18 protein-coding genes are annotated in these 18524 nt (G+C 40.5%); all 18 read right to left on the bottom strand.

The genetic code is table 11. The annotated features are described in order from the left end of the window. Positions 1-103 precede the first annotated feature (103 nt). The 18 genes from HT671_RS09175 to HT671_RS09260 all read right to left on the bottom strand — a co-directional run bounded on the left by HT671_RS09175 (position 104) and on the right by HT671_RS09260 (position 18482). Positions 104-1852, bottom strand: coding sequence for an ABC transporter ATP-binding protein (locus tag HT671_RS09175; RefSeq protein ID WP_001254298.1), 1749 nt, complete (start codon positions 1850-1852; stop codon positions 104-106). 1 nt (position 1853) lies between these two features. Continuing rightward, a complete protein-coding gene (locus tag HT671_RS09180) occupies positions 1854-3578 on the bottom strand; it encodes an ABC transporter ATP-binding protein (RefSeq protein WP_023936095.1) in 1725 nt (574 codons plus the stop codon). A gap of 57 nt (positions 3579-3635) precedes the next feature. Continuing rightward, positions 3636-4574 carry a peptide-methionine (R)-S-oxide reductase MsrB gene (msrB, locus tag HT671_RS09185; protein WP_000818203.1) on the bottom strand — a complete coding sequence of 313 codons (939 nt, stop codon included), beginning with the start codon at positions 4572-4574 and terminating at the stop codon, positions 3636-3638. A gap of 60 nt (positions 4575-4634) precedes the next feature. Beyond that, entirely contained in the window at positions 4635-4802 is a 168-nt protein-coding gene (locus tag HT671_RS11745; protein ID WP_240153277.1) for a hypothetical protein, read from the bottom strand. 75 nt (positions 4803-4877) lie between these two features. Continuing rightward, positions 4878-5747, bottom strand: a complete 870-nt coding sequence (gene thrB, locus HT671_RS09195; protein WP_050207664.1) for a homoserine kinase — start codon at positions 5745-5747, stop codon at positions 4878-4880. Between the two features lies 1 nt (position 5748). Beyond that, the gene (locus HT671_RS09200; protein ID WP_138703284.1) at positions 5749-7035 is read right to left on the bottom strand and encodes a homoserine dehydrogenase; all 1287 of its coding nucleotides are present in this window, start codon (positions 7033-7035) and stop codon (positions 5749-5751) included. Between the two features lie 152 nt (positions 7036-7187). Next, a complete protein-coding gene (mecA, locus tag HT671_RS09205; protein WP_000782675.1) occupies positions 7188-7925 on the bottom strand; it encodes an adaptor protein MecA in 738 nt (245 codons plus the stop codon). A gap of 201 nt (positions 7926-8126) precedes the next feature. Next, positions 8127-9161, bottom strand: a complete 1035-nt coding sequence (locus HT671_RS09210) for a hypothetical protein (RefSeq protein ID WP_000461506.1) — start codon at positions 9159-9161, stop codon at positions 8127-8129. Next, positions 9154-10623 carry an O-antigen polysaccharide polymerase Wzy gene (locus HT671_RS09215; RefSeq protein ID WP_172923138.1) on the bottom strand — a complete coding sequence of 490 codons (1470 nt, stop codon included), beginning with the start codon at positions 10621-10623 and terminating at the stop codon, positions 9154-9156. The genes HT671_RS09210 and HT671_RS09215 overlap by 8 nt, the downstream gene beginning before the upstream one ends. 15 nt (positions 10624-10638) lie before the next feature. Continuing rightward, entirely contained in the window at positions 10639-11625 is a 987-nt protein-coding gene (locus tag HT671_RS09220; RefSeq protein WP_050207661.1) for a glycosyltransferase family 2 protein, read from the bottom strand. Position 11626: 1 nt separating this feature from the next. Then, positions 11627-12730 (bottom strand): glycosyltransferase, encoded by a 1104-nt coding sequence (locus HT671_RS09225; RefSeq protein WP_078800192.1) that lies wholly within the window; start codon positions 12728-12730, stop codon positions 11627-11629. Beyond that, positions 12720-13565 carry a phosphorylcholine transferase LicD gene (locus tag HT671_RS09230; protein ID WP_078374283.1) on the bottom strand — a complete coding sequence of 282 codons (846 nt, stop codon included), beginning with the start codon at positions 13563-13565 and terminating at the stop codon, positions 12720-12722. The genes HT671_RS09225 and HT671_RS09230 overlap by 11 nt, the downstream gene beginning before the upstream one ends. A 278-nt stretch (positions 13566-13843) precedes the next feature. Beyond that, a complete protein-coding gene (gene psr, locus HT671_RS09235; RefSeq protein ID WP_000032344.1) occupies positions 13844-15118 on the bottom strand; it encodes a polyisoprenyl-teichoic acid--peptidoglycan teichoic acid transferase Psr in 1275 nt (424 codons plus the stop codon). Continuing rightward, complete coding sequence (pheA, locus tag HT671_RS09240; protein ID WP_000686437.1) at positions 15115-15963, bottom strand: prephenate dehydratase; 849 nt, start codon at positions 15961-15963, stop codon at positions 15115-15117. The genes psr and pheA overlap by 4 nt, the downstream gene beginning before the upstream one ends. Beyond that, the gene (locus HT671_RS09245; RefSeq protein ID WP_001151365.1) at positions 15960-16436 is read right to left on the bottom strand and encodes a shikimate kinase; all 477 of its coding nucleotides are present in this window, start codon (positions 16434-16436) and stop codon (positions 15960-15962) included. The genes pheA and HT671_RS09245 overlap by 4 nt, the downstream gene beginning before the upstream one ends. Continuing rightward, entirely contained in the window at positions 16429-17712 is a 1284-nt protein-coding gene (gene aroA / locus HT671_RS09250; RefSeq protein ID WP_000769893.1) for a 3-phosphoshikimate 1-carboxyvinyltransferase, read from the bottom strand. Before aroA ends, HT671_RS09245 begins: the two co-directional genes overlap by 8 nt. A gap of 90 nt (positions 17713-17802) precedes the next feature. Continuing rightward, positions 17803-18141 carry a YlbF/YmcA family competence regulator gene (locus HT671_RS09255; RefSeq protein ID WP_000065969.1) on the bottom strand — a complete coding sequence of 113 codons (339 nt, stop codon included), beginning with the start codon at positions 18139-18141 and terminating at the stop codon, positions 17803-17805. Between the two features lie 53 nt (positions 18142-18194). Continuing rightward, positions 18195-18482, bottom strand: coding sequence for a hypothetical protein (locus tag HT671_RS09260; RefSeq protein WP_000421417.1), 288 nt, complete (start codon positions 18480-18482; stop codon positions 18195-18197). Between the last annotated feature and the right edge of the window lie 42 nt (positions 18483-18524).

Here is an 18524-nt window from a genome sequence, read left to right on the forward strand (position 1 = left end):
GATTTTCATTAAGTATTACAGTGAACAATTTTTCTAGCTATTGTAACAAAAAAGTCACCCGAAGGCAACTTTTTTCGTCCATAAACTTTCAAAAGAGAATGGCTTATTCAGAGCTAAAAGCTGCTGCTTGCTGCATTTGGTAATACTTACCCTTTCTAGCCATGAGATCCTGATGATTGCCATGCTCCACGATGTCGCCATCTACCAAGACAAGAATCAAATCCGCATCCTGAATGGTTGACAAACGGTGGGCGATGATAAAGCTTGTGCGCCCCTTCATGAGTTTTGCAAAGGCATCCTGTACTAGCACTTCTGTCCGTGTATCGATGGAGGAAGTTGCCTCGTCTAAGATAAGAATCTTTGGAATAGCCAAAAAGACTCGCGCTATAGTCAAGAGCTGGGTCTGACCGACAGAGAGAGATTCTCCTGCATTTTCTAACTTGGTATCGTATCCCTGTGGCAACTGTTGGATGAAAAAATCTGCATTGGCTGCTTTGGCAGCAGCAATCACCTGCTCCCGACTGGCTTCAGGATTTCCAAAAGCAATATTGTCATGAATGGTTCCTTGCTTGAGCCAGGTTTCTTGGAGCACCATGCCAAACTGCTGTCTCAATGATACTAGGGTATAATCATAAATGGATTGCCCATCCAGCAAGATATCTCCTGAGTTAATAGGATAGAAACGCATAAGAAGATTGATAAGGGTTGATTTTCCTGCACCTGTCGGACCAACGATGGCTACCTTGCTACCAGCTGGAATATCAATAGATAAATCCTTAATCAAAATCTTTTCAGGATGGTAACCAAAAGAGACATGTTTAAAGGAAATAGCTCCCTTAACTTGGTCACTGGTCAAGACTTCCTTGCCTGTTTCAGCAACCTCAGGACTTTCTAAGACAGCATAGACGCGCTCTGCGCAAGCCAGAGCACTTTGCAACTCAGCTAGCACTGAAGAAATATCGTTAAAGGGCTTGGTATACTGTTGGACATAGTTCAAAAAAGTCACTAAACGCCCAATGGTCAAGGTTGACCCCATCATGATACGATAAGCTCCTACTCCAGCTAGAATCGCATAAATGAGCGCATTGACAAAGCGAGTCGAAGGATTGACCGTTGAAGAATAAAAGATGGCCGACTGCGAATAGCCTGCGTAGTTGTCATTAGCCTCACACAGTCTTTTGATAAACTCTACCTGAGCATTAAAAGATTGAATAATAGTCTGCTGGCTAAGCGATTCTTCAATCAACTGAGTCTGAATTCCCCTTGTCTCTGTTTGCTTCTGGAAGAGATGATAGGAGCGTTTGGCAATAAAGCGTGAAACCACCATGGAAAGTGGCGTCAACAGCAAGACTAAGAGAGTCATGAGGAGGTGAATTTGCAGCATGGCTAGAATGCTAACCAAAATCATCAAGACACCAATGAAAAATTGGTTAAAAATCATGGTCAAGCCAGCTGCTAACTGTTCGATGTCCGTGGTTACCCGACTGACCATCTCTCCACTTCCTTGCCGCTCCACAAAAGCAATCGGTAAACGATGGAGCTTATAGATGATTCGCTCTCGCAAGTCTCTGGTATAAGAGAAGATTAGGCGATTATAAAGAAGAGGATTGGCCCATTGTACCAGAGTATTTCCTATAACTACCAAGATCATCTGGAGAAAAATCTGCCAAAAAACTGGTGAAGAACCAGCCACTAGGACTTGGTCGATGACCTGCCCAATCAAGATAGGTAGGTAGATTGATAAGCCAACCTGGGTAATAGTTCCTAGAAAGGCTAGGAAAAGGAGGAAGGGATTGCTTGCTAAATCTTTTGCCAAGCGTGTGAGCGTCTGGTTTGCAGTTTGTCGTCTCATGCTAGTCCTCCTTTCCATGTTGGGATGCATTGATTTCGCGATAAACTTGACTAGATTTCATCAAGTTCTCGTGCTTGCCGATAGCTAGGAGCTCTCCTTTTTCTAAGAGGAGAATCTGGTCAGCCATCTGTAAAGTCGAGGTTCGTTGAGAGATCAAGATTAAGCTCGTATTTAGCAAATTTTCTCGGATAGCTTTCAAGAGCTTAGACTCGGTAATGGTGTCGAGGGCCGAGGTCGCATCATCTAGGATGAGAAATGGAGCTTGGCGCAAGACTGCGCGAGCAATAGACAGCCTTTGTTTTTGTCCACCTGAGAAATTTCGACCTCCTGCCTCAACAGTGGCATCCAAGAGCCCTTCCTTTTCACTAACAAAATCCTTAGCTTGCGCAATCTCCAAGGCCTGCCAGAGTTCCTGGTCAGATACTTCTTGATGTAAACCTAGAGTCAAGTTAGAACGAATGGTTCCCTTAAAGAGTTCGACTTTTTGGGGCACATAGGCAATCCAAGACCGCCACTGCTCCAAATTAAGAGGACTACGTCCATTTCGATAAAGGTCTATACTCCCCTTGTCTGCTGGATAAAGTCCAAGTAAGACTTGCACCAAGCTTGATTTACCAGAACCAGTTCCTCCGATGATACCAAGGATTTGCCCTTGCTTCATATTAAAGGAAATGTCTCTCAGAGAAGGCTGGGCCGCATCAGGATAGGTAAAGGTCAGTTCTTGAACTTGTAAAACCTGATCACTGCTAGCTTGCTTTTGTTCTAATTCTGAATGAATATCTTCTGGAGCCTCAGCAAAAACTTCCTCGATTCGCTTAGCTGAGATGTAGGACTGGTTGAGGGAATTGATCAGCATGGCTAGCTTGACCAATTCCACCAAAATCTGTAAGAGGTAATTGATAAGAGCAATGAGAGCACCTTGACTGAGCACTCCTCCTTGAATTGAAATATAGCCTTGCCAGATAATAACGAGAAGAGTTCCATTGACAATCAGATAGGTCAGAGGTGTTAATAAACTAGACCAGAAACCTGTCTTTTCTTGTAATCTAGCATAAACTTGGTTAAGGGTTTGAAAAATCTGTAACTCTCGTTTTTCTTGACCAAAAGCACGAATAACCCGCATCCCTTGCAATTGCTGGCGCGTTTCCTGAACCAGTTGGTCCGTTTTCTTTCTGAGACTACTGTAGAGAGGATTGACCAATCGAGATAACCCTACAATGACAATGGTCAAAATGGCAACCATGACTAAGAACCAGAAAGTCAACTCAGCTGAGATTCGATAAGCCATAAAAATGGCACCAAAAACGATAATGGGCGCTCGCAAAAAGAGACGCAGGAATTGATTGATACCAGTCTGAATCTGGTAGGTATCCGAAGTCAAGCGAGTGACCAAACTAGAAGTTGTCAGACGGTCTCTGCTGTCCTTGGACAAGGAAAGAATATGACGATAAAGATCGTTTGTCAATTCCTTAGCAAAGCCTACTGCTGCCTTTGCTGAGTAAAATTGAGCTATCAAGGCCACTAAAACGCCAATTACTGCAAAGATAAGGAGCAGGCCAATCTGCATCCAGAGATGACCTTGATCTCCCTGAGGTAAAGATTGGTCAACAATCCCAGCAATCACCATGGGAACCAAGAGCTCAAAAACAGCTTCTAACAGCTTGAACAAGGGGGCTAAAATTGATTCCTTGATGTAGGGTTTGAAGTAAGATAATAGGTGTTTCATAAATCCCTTCTATTCATATTCTAGAAATGAAGAAAGTGGGAAGCCCCACTCTCTGTTTTATTTGTTTAAGTAAGGCAATAGATAGCCATATCCTGCTTTTTCCATCTCATCCTTGGCCACAAAGCGTAAAGAAGCAGAATTGATACAGTAACGGAGGCCGCCTAACTCCCGCGGTCCATCTGTGAAAACATGACCCAAGTGAGCGCTGCCTGAACGAGAACGAACTTCAATTCGCTCCATTCCATGGCTCAGATCCTTGTAATAATGAATCAACTCTTTGGAAATCGGACGGCTAAAACTTGGCCAACCACAACCTGAAGCAAACTTATCCTTGGCAAAAAAGAGTGGCTCACCCGTCGTAATATCTACATAAATCCCCTCTTCAAAGGTTTGGTCATAGGCATTGGTAAATGGAGCCTCTGTAGCAGCTTCTTGTGTGACACGATAAGACTCTTCAGATAGACTGGCCTTCAACACCTCTTGACTAGGCTTTTCATAGTTTGCTGCATCAATCAACGGCTTATCAGCATCGGTCACATCGATATGACAGTAACCTGAAGGATTCTTCCTGAGATAATCTTGGTGGTAGTCTTCAGCCAGAATGTAGTGGCGTAATTGCTCCACTTCTACTGCAATCTTTCGACCCAGCATACGTTCCTGCTCCTGTACCACTGTGTAGATAGCTGGCAAATCTGCTTCATCCTGATAATAAATCCCAGTTCGATATTGGCGACCACGGTCATTCCCTTGTTGATTGATAGATAGAGGATCGATAACTCGGAAATAATAAAGTAAAATCTCTCTGAGTGACACTTCCTTCTCATCGTAAATCACTTGGACCGTTTCTGCATGGTCTGTTTCCTTGATCAACTGGTAATTGGTCGTTTCGACTTGACCATTAGCGTAGCCAACACTGGTTTCTAGCACTCCAGAAATGCGTGAAAAATATTCCTCTAGGCCCCAAAAACAACCACCTGCTAGATAAATTTCTGCCATCTTTATTTCTCCTTTATCACGTTTTTAACTAATACTCTTCGAAAATCTCTTCAAACCACGTCAGCTCACATCTGCAACCTCAAAACAGTGTTTTGAGCTGACTTCGTCAGTTCTATCCACAACCTCAAAACAGTGTTTTGAGCTGACTTCTTCAGTTCTATCCACAACCTCAAAACACTGTTTTGAGCAGCCTGCGGCTAGCTTCCTAGTTTGCTCTTTGATTTTCATTGAGTATAAACTTCTTTTCACAAAAAGGATATGAAACCCTCTGGTCAAGAGTTTCCCCATCCTATCTTCTATTCTTTATTTTGCTTCTACACGGACACCTTGGGTATCAACTCTCAAGTCATGCAGTTTTCCTTTGAAAGGTTGCTTTTCCAATTCTGCCTTAATCCTTGGCATCTTGTCATGAGAAGCCAGAACCATAACTGTCGGCCCAGCACCAGAAAGGTAGGTTGCATAGGCCCCATTTTCTTTGGTCACTTGCTTAATCATCGCAAATTCTCTTACCAAGTCCTGACGATAGCGCTCATGGAAGAGGTCTCCCTCGATTGCTTGCCCAGCGGTCACCATGTCTCCTGCCAACAAGGCAGCAACCGCTACATTGGCGATAGAACTTGCAGCAACAGCTTCCTTATAAGACAATTTTTTAGGCAAGACACTACGGCTGTCGCGAGTACGTAATTCATAGTTTGGAATGTAAGCTAGAAAATCACACTCTGGAAAGTCTGCTACGATAGCAGAGACTTGCCCTTCAACAGAACTTGCAATAACGAGATTACCATAAATGGCTGGAGCCACATTATCAGGGTGTCCTTCAATCTTGGTCGCTAACTGCAATTTTTCATGATCAGACAAGTCGAGTTGCCCCAATTGGTTGGCTAGTTCAATCCCAGCCACAATAACTGAGCTGGAAGAACCCAAACCACGCGCCAAGGGAACATCACTGGTCATTTTCAAGCGTCTAGGTTTCAAATCTGGTACAATTTGCAAAGCGATTTTGAGCAAGAGATTACGCTCATCATGTGGAATCCATTTGCCAATCTGGTGTTCAATCAACCACTCATCTCCTTCTTCGCAGACCTCAATTTGAAGATACTTGGTTACAGCTACACCGACCGAGTCAAAACCTGGCCCGATATTGGCACTGGTTGCAGGTACAATAATCTTCATCTTATTCTCCTAGCACCTTGAAGGTATTCAAGAGGTCGAATTCTGAAACCTTCTTCAATTCAGCTGAGACATTTTCAAGCTGGGCTTTATTAATCTTGTGTGTGATGATAACGACACGCTCCTTGTCACCCTCTTTGCCATCTTGAAGGATTTGCTTAAAGGAAATATCTTGAGCATTGAAGATTTCAGCCAACTTCAAGACCTGACCTTTTGAGTCTGGAGCCAAGATTGAGAAATAGTAGTTTGCTTTGACATCTTCAGGATTTGCCAAGACCAAGTCACGGCTATATTCGTTGAAGTCTTTGCCAATAGTACCATCATTCAAACGACGAACGATACGGACAATATCAGCTACAACACTTGTTGCAGTTGGTTTTTGACCCGCACCTGGTCCGTAGTACATAGACTCACCAATACCGATAGATTCTACAAAGACAGCGTTCATTACGCCATTCACACTAGCAAGTGGGTGCGCTTTAGGTAGGAAGGTTGGAGTCACTTCTGCAGCAATACCTGAAGAAGTTTCCTCAATAGAACCAACCAATTTCACTACGTAACCAAGCTCTTGAGCTACAGCTACGTCTTCTGGTGTGATATTGCGGATTCCCTTGTGGGCTACATCATCAAAGGCAATCTTCATGCCAAAGGCAAATTGGCTCAAAATAACCATCTTGTAGGCTGCATCAATCCCATCTACGTCATTCGTCGGATCGCTTTCTGCAAATCCTAGACGTTGTGCTTCCGCAAGAGCATCATCGTAAGACCAGCCTTCTTCCACCATCTTGGTCACCATGAAGTTGGAAGTTCCGTTGACTACTCCAAGCACGCGCGTAATTTTATCAGAAGCCAAGGAATTTGCTAAAGTACGAAGAATTGGAATCCCACCAGCAACTGCTGCTTCGTAGTAAAGTGCTACCTTGTTAGCTTGAGCGATTTCTAGCAATTCTGCGCCATGGACAGCCAAAAGGTCCTTGTTAGCAGTAACAACGTGTTTTCCAGCTTCCAAGGCACGAGTGATAAAGGTTTTAGCAGGTTCGATACGCCCCATCAATTCCACTACGATTGTAATGTCTTGATCTGATAAAATATCATCCACATTGGTTACAAAGTTAAAGTCATTCCCTGCTGCAAGTAAGCGATTCTTTTCATCTTCATCCTTGACCAATACCTTAGCAACTTCAATCTCTGAATGTGCTGATTGATTGATTTTTTCTCCATTTTCCTTTAGGAGGAAAGGCACACCACTTGCAACGGTACCAAATCCTAGTAAAGCAATTTTAACTGTCATCTTTATCTCCTCGAAATTTTCTAATATAGCCATTATAACAGAATTTTGTGAAAATTCCTATCATAGTAAATCACTATTTCAGTCTAGAAAAGAAAAAAACGAATCTGATGATTCGCTCTTCCTAAAATCTAGAAATAATTTTCCAGAAGTGATTATCCAATCTTTTGCAGATTGGTCACTGCATCGTGATTCATCAAGACTTGGCCATACTCCTGCAAGACTGAACGACTGATGTCACTATCGTCCGCAAACTCGCGCATACGGGCCAACAGCCAAGCTGGATATGGACTTGGATGATTTTCAATATCCACTAAAATGGTCAAATAATAGCGCTCATTCATCTTGTAGAGTTCAGAAGTTTCCATCTCAAAAGTCACTGTCTTAGCAAAAGCCACCAAGTCAGCCAACTTAGCAAAAGAAAGGATGTAGTAGATGTAAGGTTCTTTCTTACTCTCAGCTTCTTGTTCAGCCTGCTCCTGCTCTTCTTCCTTGGCTTCGACTTGCTCTAAAGATTGAATCGCTTCGATATCATCCTTAGTTTTGTCTGCGATGCTCTTTTCTAAGGTTTTAATAAACTCATCTGGCGACATTTGAGCCAATTCTTCCATATCTGGTAAATCCGATAAATCTTCAAAATCTAGATTTTGGTCAATCTTTGATTTGGTTACAAAGACATCAACCTTATCAGGTTTTGGAGTCACACGGAAGCTCAACATACCTGTATCTAGAAAGCTATCAGGCATCTCTAACTCATCCAAGATAGCATAAAAAAACTCTTCTGTTTTTTCTTGAGGGACAAGAAAGTCAGCAATCTCCATGCCACGATCCATCAAATCCTCTAAAGACATCGTGATTTTCAAAGTTGTATCACTAATTTGTTTCATTTTCATTGCTAGTAACCTCATACTTTCAGTTCTATCTATTATACTAGATTTTTACGATTTTATCAAAAGAAGGCTCCTCTATACGGATAGATTTTCCCTAGGGTCTTTCTATAGGAGACTCCAAGAGAAAATTTCTGCAGACAGATAGAAAAAGCCTTCAAAATCAAACTTCTTGTTCGACTTTGAAGACCTAATACATCAGAAAGCTTATAGTTTAAAGGTTGCTACACCGAGGATAGAACGATTTAAGTTTCTAAGAATTTGAAGACTTTGTTCAAATTTCTTATAACGAGTCACTCCGTACTCTTCAACAAGAAGGACTGTATCTCTTTCCAAAAGAGATGATACATCCTGTAAATCTACAAAATGCATTCCTTTTAAAGCCTCTTGACTCTGTTTCAATTTATCTAGGATAGCTTTATTTGAGCTAACGATTGTTAATTCTTGTCCAGCATTTTTGTATGACAAGACATCTGCTAGGTTAGCAATTGTTGTAATCTCTGTTACAAAATCAATTTGATACTGAGAAAAATCACCTGCTCTATTGATTGTTGGATTAAAGAGATAAATCAATACATTCCCCATCACAACCAAAATCACACAAACTACTCCAATAACAGCTAAACGGAGAATCAAGTTTTTCACATTCAATCCAAGTGCTGTCTCACCATTTGCATTCAATTCTTTAGAGTTGATGGTTTCCAATTTTTCAATTTTTACATTTGCAAAAGTGTGTTTAAATTTCTCAATCAATCCATCAATTTTTCGCTCTAACAAATCATTAGCATCTTTACTTGATGTCAAAATTTTCACACCAACCCCTGCATCGTCAATCATATAGTAGACGGTCAATTTTTTCCACCAATAATCATTCGTTGAATTTTTCAAGGTTGTTTCTGTCGTGTCTAATTCACTGGCAATTTTTTTCAACTCACTGGGTTCTACATCATTGAAAAGATAAGCTCCATTCAAATTCCCATCAATCAATTTCCCATAAAAATCACTATAACCACCAATTTGATGATTCAAAATTGTTTTAGCTGAGTCTTCTGGAGGAGTGATTTTATAGCTAAGATAAGTTGAATAACTTGTTGTATCTTTGACAGTGTTTTTATTCCTAACTGCTTTAATTGTAAATGGTACAGCAATGAGAGCAAATAAAGCGATGAGAGCTAAAATATTTGCTTTTCGTTTTTTGTAAAGATTTGCAAATAAATCAGCTACTGAATAATGTTCAAACATGATTTTTTTCTCCTTTGTTTAGTAGATACTGGTTCTCTTTTGTAAGCATTTTTGCTACAAATATAATCACAAGAACAATTCCCCAGAATTGCATTGTAAATAAATTGAAGAAACTTTCTGAAAAGCTACTTCTAGGCATAAAGAATAGATTATTCAAGATGAGTAAAGACAAGGCAAATAGGATTGTTCTTGAACGATAGGCTACTTGCAGCATGGCTATAAATAGCATACCGAGTAAGAGACTAAGTAGAAAGACTCCTATCATACCATAGTCTGTATACAACTCCATGATATAACTACTTCCGATACCATGTCCTTTTAAATATTCCTTGTTCAAAACAAGATAGGACAAATTGTGGGCATAACTATTACTATCAATAGCTAGCTCCACACTATTGGTTGTATGTTCAAAGGCTTTTCCTCCGAAAATAGCCCCCAAGCTTCCCCTTGCAAAATAATCAAGGACAGAACCAAATGTAAAATTACGGAAATCTCGGTAAGGGAGGCTACTGTTAAATAGAAAACCTCGAGCCAGAACGCCAAAACTGGTTCCTTGTTTATAGATAAAGTCAAGCAAGATATCCCAGAAACCTGTATGGGAAACCTGGACATTATCCCGTACATAATTGAGCACTCCCATTGCTAACATGAGAATAGGAGAACCTACAAAAATCGCTAACTTTTCTTTAAACCCAATCCATTTTCCTTTTTCAGTTTGCTCTCGCATAAAGTAATAAACAAAAGCAAATAAAATACTTAAAATAAAGGGATTTCGTGTCCCAATTGCCAAATGAATAGTATTAGCTGCAATAAAGGAGACAAGCACTGCTGTTGCCTGCAATTTCTTTGGCTTGGTTGCCAAATACATACACATTGCATAGACCGTAAATGTTGATAAGATATAGGTAAAATAGGGCAGTTTACTTTCAAAGTTTGCATAGTAGGCATAGTAGGAAGTCTGCAAGCGATACAGGAGCCGTTCGAATAACCGAATGAAATAGAAAGGATAGGTTAGAAGAAAAACTCCTAGTGATACAAAGCGTAACCGCTTGATATAAACCTCTTTTAGAGAATTTCCTATATTTGCTACTTTTATTTTCTTCCTAGCTATGAAGTAACGAGCCAGAATGCCTCCTATGGTCAAGCCCAGAATCGAAACCATGACAACTATAAAGGCAAAACGATAGGCTATTGGATGATAGGTATCCAAAGCACCATCCCTAAAATAATCAATGGTCGGTCTTGATACCAGAAATACAAAAATGGTTAAATAGAAAATAAAATGGATTAAGTAATACTTGATGTTATTCCAGCAGGCAATTAAGCTACTAACCAGTAAGAACAATAAAGTAGAAAGCAAGCTAACATTGTTATTATTAAACAGATATACAATTCCACTTACTAGCGTCAAAGCATAGCTGACTATGGTCAAACTAAATAACAATCGTTTTCCATCAATCACTTGCTCACCCCCGTTCTAATGTAATTTTTTAGATTTTTCAATATTTTTTAGTAATAAGAATCGATATAAGGAAATATTTATGAATAGAGCCAAAGCACTAATTCTTCTCCCCTTACGGAAAATTGGATTCCTAGAAATAGCAAGGGCATGGCCTTTTAAAAAACGATGAATCTGAGAATAGGCTTCAAACTGTTTATACTGATCATCTAGCAACATCTTATCCAGAATAAAGAAGTTAGCATAGGCCAATCTGAAAAAAGCAACCTCTTTCAAGTCAGAATAGTTTTTCACAACTTCATTGTAAAACTTTTGGTAGATATCAATATAGGCTAAATCCTTCTCTGCATAGGGTTTAGTTGTAATACTATCCCCTCTATGGAAATAGTAATAATAGGGTTTGGTATTAACAACGTACTTTTTAGCCAACTTGATTAAATCAAAATGATAATAAGCATCTTCATAAATCAATCCCTTTGGAAAGGATAGGGCAGTTGCAATCTCTCTCTTGATTAGCTTATTGCAGATTGTTCCAGGTATTTTTTCACCTATGAGGTATTCCCTCAGAAATGTTTGGGAATCACAGACAAAATAATCATCCTGATTGGCTGACTGTGGACTTTCATCATTAGCATAGACATTCATGACACCACAGCTTGAAACATCCGCATCTTCTTGAATTAATTGCTCATATAAGCTCTGAATCATTTCTGGATGGATATAATCATCTGAGTCAATAAAAATCAGATAATCTCCGTGAGCCTGCTTCATTCCATCATTTCGTGCTTGTGACAAACCTTCATTCTTTTTATGAAGCACTGACACCCTATCATCTAGTTCAGCGATTGAATCACACAAGCGACCACTTTCATCCGTTGCTCCATCATCAACAAGAATGATTTCCAGATTTTGATAAGTCTGCTTCTGAATGGAAGCTATCGATTTTTCTAGGTACTGCGCCACATTATAGACTGGCACAATGACACTAATTAATGCAGTTTCCATGCTACTCCTCTAATAGTTTTTCTACTTGTTCGATTTGTTTGGCAATTGTAAATTGTTGAATGAATTGGCTAGCCTCATTGACATCGAAGTTTGAGGTAGAGGTCATGTAGTTCGTAATTGCCTTAGCTGCCTCTTGATTGCTCTCAATGATTTGTCCAAATCGTCCTTCTTGGGATAATTCCTCAGCCCCTCCGACATCCGTAGAGACAAAAGGGATTCCAAGGCTCAAGGATTCCACATAAACACCAGGAAAACCTTCTTGTTTAGACATAGACAAGAGGATCTTCATCTGAGACAAATACTGGTATGGATTTTTTTGATAACCAAGGAAATGCACATAGTCTTCAAGCTCATACTCTTTAACTCGTTTTTTCAGTTCCTCTTCCATATCACCAGCCCCGATAAAATAGAGATGATAGTTTTTCCCCTCTTGGTGCAATAACCGTATCACTTCCACCACACGGTCAGAACCCTTATTTTCCTCAATCCGTCCGATGGTACAGATACTTTGAGGAGCAATCTCGATATCGATCTTCTCTTGAGATTTTTCTAAAATAGTCTTAAAATCATATCCATTGTAGACTGTCTGTAATTTAGAAGCATAATCTGGATAGACTTCCTTGATAGAATTGCTGGTCTTTTTTGAAATTCCTACAATGGTATTCGCAGCATCCAACTGGCGTCTATGTGATTCTCTTTTGGAGCTATCCTTAAGAAATTCTTCGATACTTCCATGAATCCAAGAGATTTTCTTGACTTCTTTTCTTTTAGAGAACAACAGTGGTGGATTCATAATGGTAAAGGAAACTTCAACATCATAGTCATCTTTTACAAGCAAGCGACGAGTCAGCCTTGGAAAATAAATTCTCATTCTCCACAAAAAAGCTCGTAACCATCTAGCTTGGCGATAATCTTGAAGAGATTTTAAAATGCCTACATGCTTGGGAACAGATTCGTATCCCTTGTCAAAGTGCTCCATTTCAAGAATATCAATATCATACTTTTCTGGATCCAGATTTGAAACAATGGTAGACAGAATCTTTTCTGCACCGCCTCCGAGAGAAAAAGACCACATAAAAAATAAGATTTTTTTCTTAGCCACCATATTCTCCCTTGTATTCTGTATAAGACTTATCCATATCAGCGATGACAGCATCATGATGCGGTAGCTGCTTGTCTGCTGGCGGAGGCGTCATATAATCTCCAAAAGCAGTGCTGAGATAAGCATCATAGCCAACTGGAATAGGCATCTCTGTTCCTTCAAATGGCAAGAAAAGATTATCTTCAAAAGATTCGATTAGGTACTTGTTTCTCATGTAGCCAGGACCTGAGCATAGTTCCGTGATTCCATCGCTCTCAGCCAAATCATACTTAGTCATTTCTTTCTCAGCTTTTTTCCAGATGCGATAACGGAGAGATTTTGGAGTCAAACCCAGTAAAATGCGACTTCCCCATTTCATGAGAGCACCATGCTTTTCTGGAATAGTTTGCGCACAAAAGAGTGAATAAATCAAGGCCCAACGAACCTGTTTTTTCCGCTCAGCTGGATCTTTCGGATAATAATCCAAAGGCAAAACATCCAAGGCCAGACCATGTGGCAAATCCAAATCCTGCTGATAAGGCTTGATACAGGTGGTTTCCTTGTCACGAATGGTAATAAAAAGATTACGATCAACAAAATCCTTGTAACTCTTTGACAAGAAATAACGTTCATCTGCATAACGAGGCCATAATTCTGCTAATTTCTCATAATCTTTACGAGGCATAAAAAAGTCTAGGTCGTCGTCCCAAGGAATAAATCCCTTGTTTCGAAGGGTACCAATAGCGCCTCCGCCACAGAGATAACAGAGCAAATCATGTTCTTTACAAAAGGCCACAAAATATTCAGCCATCTCCAGACTACGAGCCTGAATTGCTTTTAAATCAGTCATATTGTTCATTATTCTTTCTATCGTATCGTTTCATTATACCACAAACAAGGGGTGAAAATCTATTGCAGACTGTAAAAAATCAAAGCCTGACTGCTATCCAAATAGCTATCAAACTTTGATTTTTCTGTCTTATACTCTTCGAAAATCTCTTCAAACCACGTCAGCTTCACCTTGCCGTAGGTATAGGTAACTGACTTCGTCAGTCTTATCTACAACCTCAAAACTGTGTTTTTAGCAGCCTGCGGCTAGCTTCCTAGTTTGCACTTTAATTTTCATTGAGTATTATCTTATCTCAAGCCCATTTGAGCGAGCTTGGTTTGATATTTGTTTTGATCAACCAGCAAGCCCAAGCCTCCATAAACATCATAGGCATCTACCCAGTCACCCAGTTCTGGAATCGTCAATTTTTCAATACCATTTTTTGCTCCATCCAAAACAGATAAACCGTTTGTTAGGAGGAAAGTATAGGGTACGTTGGTTGAGGTCATAGCAAAAACCTTTCCAAGAGCTTCAGAACCAGTGAAAAGTTTAGTGGGATCTTTAATTTGCTCTAAAATTGCTGTTAAAACTTGTTGCTGTCTTTTTGTACGGCCGTAATCCGCCTCATCATCATCACGGAAACGAGCATAATTGAGCAGGGTCGAGCCATTCATCTGCTGTTTTCCGACTTTAATGGTTTGGGTTGGAGACTCAGTCTCGGTAGCATATAAATCATCTCCGACTGTAGCTTCTGTTAGGGGACGCCCATTCAATGTTGAAAATTGAGCATCAATCGTCACCCCATCAGGGAAAAGCGTGTCAATCGCTGTGGCAAAGGCCTGGAAATCAACCAAGGCGTAGTACTTAATGTCCAAGTCAAAATTATCTTTCAAGACTTGGCGAACCATTTCTGCCCCTTTTTGCCCCTCTTGTTCTCCTAACTCGTAGGCTACGTTTAACTTGTTATCTGTCTGTTTTCTACCATTAATCACTTGACTATAACCATCTATATAGACCAAATTATCACGCATGAAACTGACTAGCTTCATTTTCTTATCTGAGCCCCCGACATTTAATACCATAATAGAGTCAGTTCGTGTCTCAACACTATTTTGACCGATTCGACCGTCTGTCCCCATGATCAAAATATTAACTCCATCTCTAGTGTCCTGACCATTAAAGACTTGAACCTGTGCTGCCTTAGCATCAGCAGTTTTCTTTGCGCTAGCATCTTGGTAACCACGCAAAAACATGAATACCATGGCCAAAGCCACACAGACCAAAAGTGAAAAAATCACCATAAAAATTCGTTTAAGACGGAGCTTCCGTCTTTTCTTTTTTGGAGGGAAAGAGAGTGCTTGTGATTTGGATTGTGAGCGACTCCGGTTCGCATAGCTTGGTAAGTCAACCTGCTCTTCTCTTTCTTGTTCCAAGCTAGAGCTACTATTTCCCCTAGCAAGAGTTAGCTTTTCTTGCAAATAGGCAAACTCATTTTTTTCTCTCTCATTGAGATAATGAATATTTTTTAGCAAATAATCATAACGCAACTGCTCATGATGACTTAAGGGATTTTCTTTACTCATCTTCTCTCCTTTCCATGGTCTGATATTGGATAAATAGGATAGGCACCCAGAATTTTATACTGGATTCCAATCGCTTCTAATTCTTTTTGGGCAAAGTGGACCAAGTCCTTATCGGTATAATCCACATCGATAATGAAAAAGTATTCACCCAGTGCTGTCTTGAGTGGACGACTTTCAATTTTTGTCAAGTCAATTCCTCGCCAAGCAAAGGTCGACAGGGCCTTATAAAGTGCACCTGGAAGGTTGTCAGGTAATGTCAAGGCCAAACTCATCTTTTCAGTTTGTGCTTGCAAGGGAATAGAAGGCTTTTCAGCTCCTAGAACCCAGAAACGTGTGAAATTGGCTTCCATTTCCTGAATATCCTCGGCAATCAGTTCCAATCCATATTCTTCAGCAGAACTTCTAGGTGCAACTGCTGCAAAGGGCTGGTCTGGATGTTCGGAAATAAAACGGGCCGCATAAGCTGTACTAGCTGTTACCTCGATTTGAGCCTCTGGATATTGTTCATCGATGAATTTCTTTCCTTGAGCCAAGGCCTGTGGATGTGAAAAAATCTTTTCAATCTTAGTATGGCCTGGAACCACCATCAACTGCTGATGAATAGGCTGAACGATTTCTGCTACTGCTTGGATGTGAGCCTGATGAAAAAGATAGTCCAAGGTTTCATGAACACTACCCTCAATAGAGTTTTCAACTGGCACCACAGAATAGTCCACTAATCCTTGCTCATAAGCCTTGATGACATCTGTAATGTTGGCAAAAGCCTGCAATTCCTCATTAGGAAAAGCTGTCTGCACAACATGGTGTGAAAATGATCCCTTGGGACCTAGATAAGCAATTTTCATCTTAGTTCCTCTATAATTTCCTCCGGACTTAGCTTGGTCACATCCAAAATCCGACTAGCCACTTCCTCATACCAAACCTGTCTTTCTTGGAAAATAGCTGCAAGTTCTTCCTTGCTATTATTTAGAAAAAGCGGGCGCTGATTATCCTTATCAGCTGCGATACGTTGGTAGAGGGTTTCAAAATCTGCTTTCAGGTAGATGTTATCTGTATTAGTCTTGAGTAAGTCACGATTTCTCTGAGAAATAACCACTCCTCCTCCAGTTGACACGACTTGGTCTGTTTGTAGTAAATTAGCTAGGACTTCTGACTCTACCTGACGAAAGGCCGCTTCGCCCTTTTCCGCGAAAAATTCCGCAATGGACATACCTAAACGCTTCTCTATCAGAGCATCCATATCAAGGTAGTCTGGGTCTAAACCTCTTGCAATAGTCGATTTGCCAGCACCCATAAAGCCTAGTAACACCTTAGCCATGAGTCAAGTTCTCCAAATCATCAAAGAAGCTAGGATAGCTGGTATTGATGGCTTCTGCCCGATCAAGTTCCACTTCTCCATCTGCAACCAAGAGAGCTGCGATGGCTGTCATCATGCCAATTCGGTGGTCTCCAAACGTATTGACTCTAGCACCGTAAAGAGCGGATTTTCCTTTGATAATCATTCCATCTGCTGTAGGTGTGATATCTGCTCCCATACTATTCAGGGCGTCTGCCACCACCTGAATGCGGTCTGTTTCCTTGACCTTAAGTTCCTCAGCATCCTTGATAACTGTTACACCTTGGGCTTGGGTCGCAAGTAGAGCGATAATGGGCAATTCATCAATCAAACGTGGAATCAAGGCACCGCCAATCTCTGTTCCTTTCAAGTCTGAAGACTCAACAGTCAAGGTAGCAGATTTAGCGACTGGGTCAATTTCAGTCATTTCCAATTTTCCACCCATGGCGCGAATGACATCAATAATACCGGTGCGCGTTTCGTTGATACCCACATTCTGCAGCACTAGACGAGAGTTTGGAACAATCAAACCTGCGACTAACCAAAAGGCTGCACTGGAAATATCTCCTGGTACGACCACCTTCTGTCCTGTCAATTTTTGTGGCCCTTGGACTGTGATTTTCTTGCCCTCCACACTTAAATGGCCACCAAATTGTTGCAACATATCTTCAGTATGATTACGGGTGCACTCTTTTTCGATAATCACTGACTCCCCCTGAGCCTGCAAGGCCGCAAAGATCAAGGCTGACTTGACTTGGGCAGAGGCAATTGGCAACTCATACTGAATAGGTCTTAGGGTTTTCGTCCCTTTTAAGTGAAGAGGAGGCAGGTCTCGCTCAGTTTGTCCCGAAATGCTAACGCCCATTTTTTTCAGAGGAATCGTCACACGATCCATAGGACGTTTGGAAAGACTGTCGTCTCCAAACATTTCTACTTCAAAATCTGCACCTGCAAGGACACCTGAAATCAGGCGAATCGAGGTACCAGAATTTCCCATATCAAGGGCATTTTGCGGAGCTTTTAAGCCTTCCATACCCACACCTTGAATGGTAATAACCCCATCTTTGTCCTCAATTTCAACACCAAGGTCACGAAAAACCTGCATGGTCGAAAGAACGTCTTCACCTCGCAGAATATCATAAACCTTGGTCTCACCCTCAGCCAAACTTCCAAAGATAATGGAACGGTGGCTGATAGACTTGTCACCTGGAACGCGGATACTGCCATGTAAGTGGCGAATGTTTGTTTTTAGTTTCATACTGGACCTCATACTTGCAATACTTTTACCTATTTTATCATAAAAAGCCAGAAATTCCTTAAAAATTCTGACTTTAGGATAGTTCTTTTCTTATTTTAGCAATTCTGAAACTGGTTCGAAAACAATTTTTTCAATGTCAGAAAGGTAAATGGCCAATTGTTGTTGCTTGGTAAAGAATTCTGACAAGAGGCTGTTCCCTTGAATCTGTTTACCAAAGCCTTCCATTTTCGCTTGGAAGGATGCGTCTGGCATTTGCCCTGTCTGGGCTAGTCTTTGAATTTCTTCTTGGAAGGCAACATATTCTGTAAAGATTTTACTTGCCTCAGCATCTGCTGCAATCGCATCTTTAGCTGCTTTAACAGCCTTGTATTCTGGTAATTCGCGTAGACCGCGACTGAGTTCGTTTGCACTATCGTAAATATTTGACATGATTTTCTCCTTATTCATTTCTTTTTAAATTACTAGTCACTCTGTGGTCTTTATTATTGTGCAATCACTTTTATATGACCTCTTGAATGTCCATTGCTTAATTCCTTATCTGGTATATACTCTATCTTCAAAGTTCCTAAATTAGAACCTGTTTTTATTTCATTTGACATAAGATTATCAAAATAGTTCTCTATCTCATCATCAGATAAGGATGATTCAATCGATTTAACAATATCATGAAATACTTCTTTCATTCCTGCAACACCAGATTCACTATTTTCATTTGTCTGATTTATTGTTACATTGATTTTATCAGTATCATTTGCATGTAAAAGCTCCAAGTAGTATCCGTAGCTTGATGCGAAATATTTACTTTTATATTT

The sequence above is a fragment of the Streptococcus sp. 2741 genome, assembly GCF_013276315.1.
GTDB lineage: Bacteria > Bacillota > Bacilli > Lactobacillales > Streptococcaceae > Streptococcus > Streptococcus pseudopneumoniae.

Coding starts and splice junctions, on each gene's coding strand:
- HT671_RS09175 (WP_001254298.1), bottom strand. CDS start 1,852: ATGAGACGACAAACTGCAAACCAGACGCTCACACGCTTGGCAAAAGAT.
- HT671_RS09180 (WP_023936095.1), bottom strand. CDS start 3,578: ATGAAACACCTATTATCTTACTTCAAACCCTACATCAAGGAATCAATT.
- msrB (WP_000818203.1), bottom strand. CDS start 4,574: ATGGCAGAAATTTATCTAGCAGGTGGTTGTTTTTGGGGCCTAGAGGAA.
- HT671_RS11745 (WP_240153277.1), bottom strand. CDS start 4,802: ATGAAAATCAAAGAGCAAACTAGGAAGCTAGCCGCAGGCTGCTCAAAA.
- thrB (WP_050207664.1), bottom strand. CDS start 5,747: ATGAAGATTATTGTACCTGCAACCAGTGCCAATATCGGGCCAGGTTTT.
- HT671_RS09200 (WP_138703284.1), bottom strand. CDS start 7,035: ATGACAGTTAAAATTGCTTTACTAGGATTTGGTACCGTTGCAAGTGGT.
- mecA (WP_000782675.1), bottom strand. CDS start 7,925: ATGAAAATGAAACAAATTAGTGATACAACTTTGAAAATCACGATGTCT.
- HT671_RS09210 (WP_000461506.1), bottom strand. CDS start 9,161: ATGTTTGAACATTATTCAGTAGCTGATTTATTTGCAAATCTTTACAAA.
- HT671_RS09220 (WP_050207661.1), bottom strand. CDS start 11,625: ATGGAAACTGCATTAATTAGTGTCATTGTGCCAGTCTATAATGTGGCG.
- HT671_RS09225 (WP_078800192.1), bottom strand. CDS start 12,730: ATGGTGGCTAAGAAAAAAATCTTATTTTTTATGTGGTCTTTTTCTCTC.
- HT671_RS09230 (WP_078374283.1), bottom strand. CDS start 13,565: ATGAACAATATGACTGATTTAAAAGCAATTCAGGCTCGTAGTCTGGAG.
- psr (WP_000032344.1), bottom strand. CDS start 15,118: ATGAGTAAAGAAAATCCCTTAAGTCATCATGAGCAGTTGCGTTATGAT.
- pheA (WP_000686437.1), bottom strand. CDS start 15,963: ATGAAAATTGCTTATCTAGGTCCCAAGGGATCATTTTCACACCATGTT.
- HT671_RS09245 (WP_001151365.1), bottom strand. CDS start 16,436: ATGGCTAAGGTGTTACTAGGCTTTATGGGTGCTGGCAAATCGACTATT.
- aroA (WP_000769893.1), bottom strand. CDS start 17,712: ATGAAACTAAAAACAAACATTCGCCACTTACATGGCAGTATCCGCGTT.
- HT671_RS09255 (WP_000065969.1), bottom strand. CDS start 18,141: ATGTCAAATATTTACGATAGTGCAAACGAACTCAGTCGCGGTCTACGC.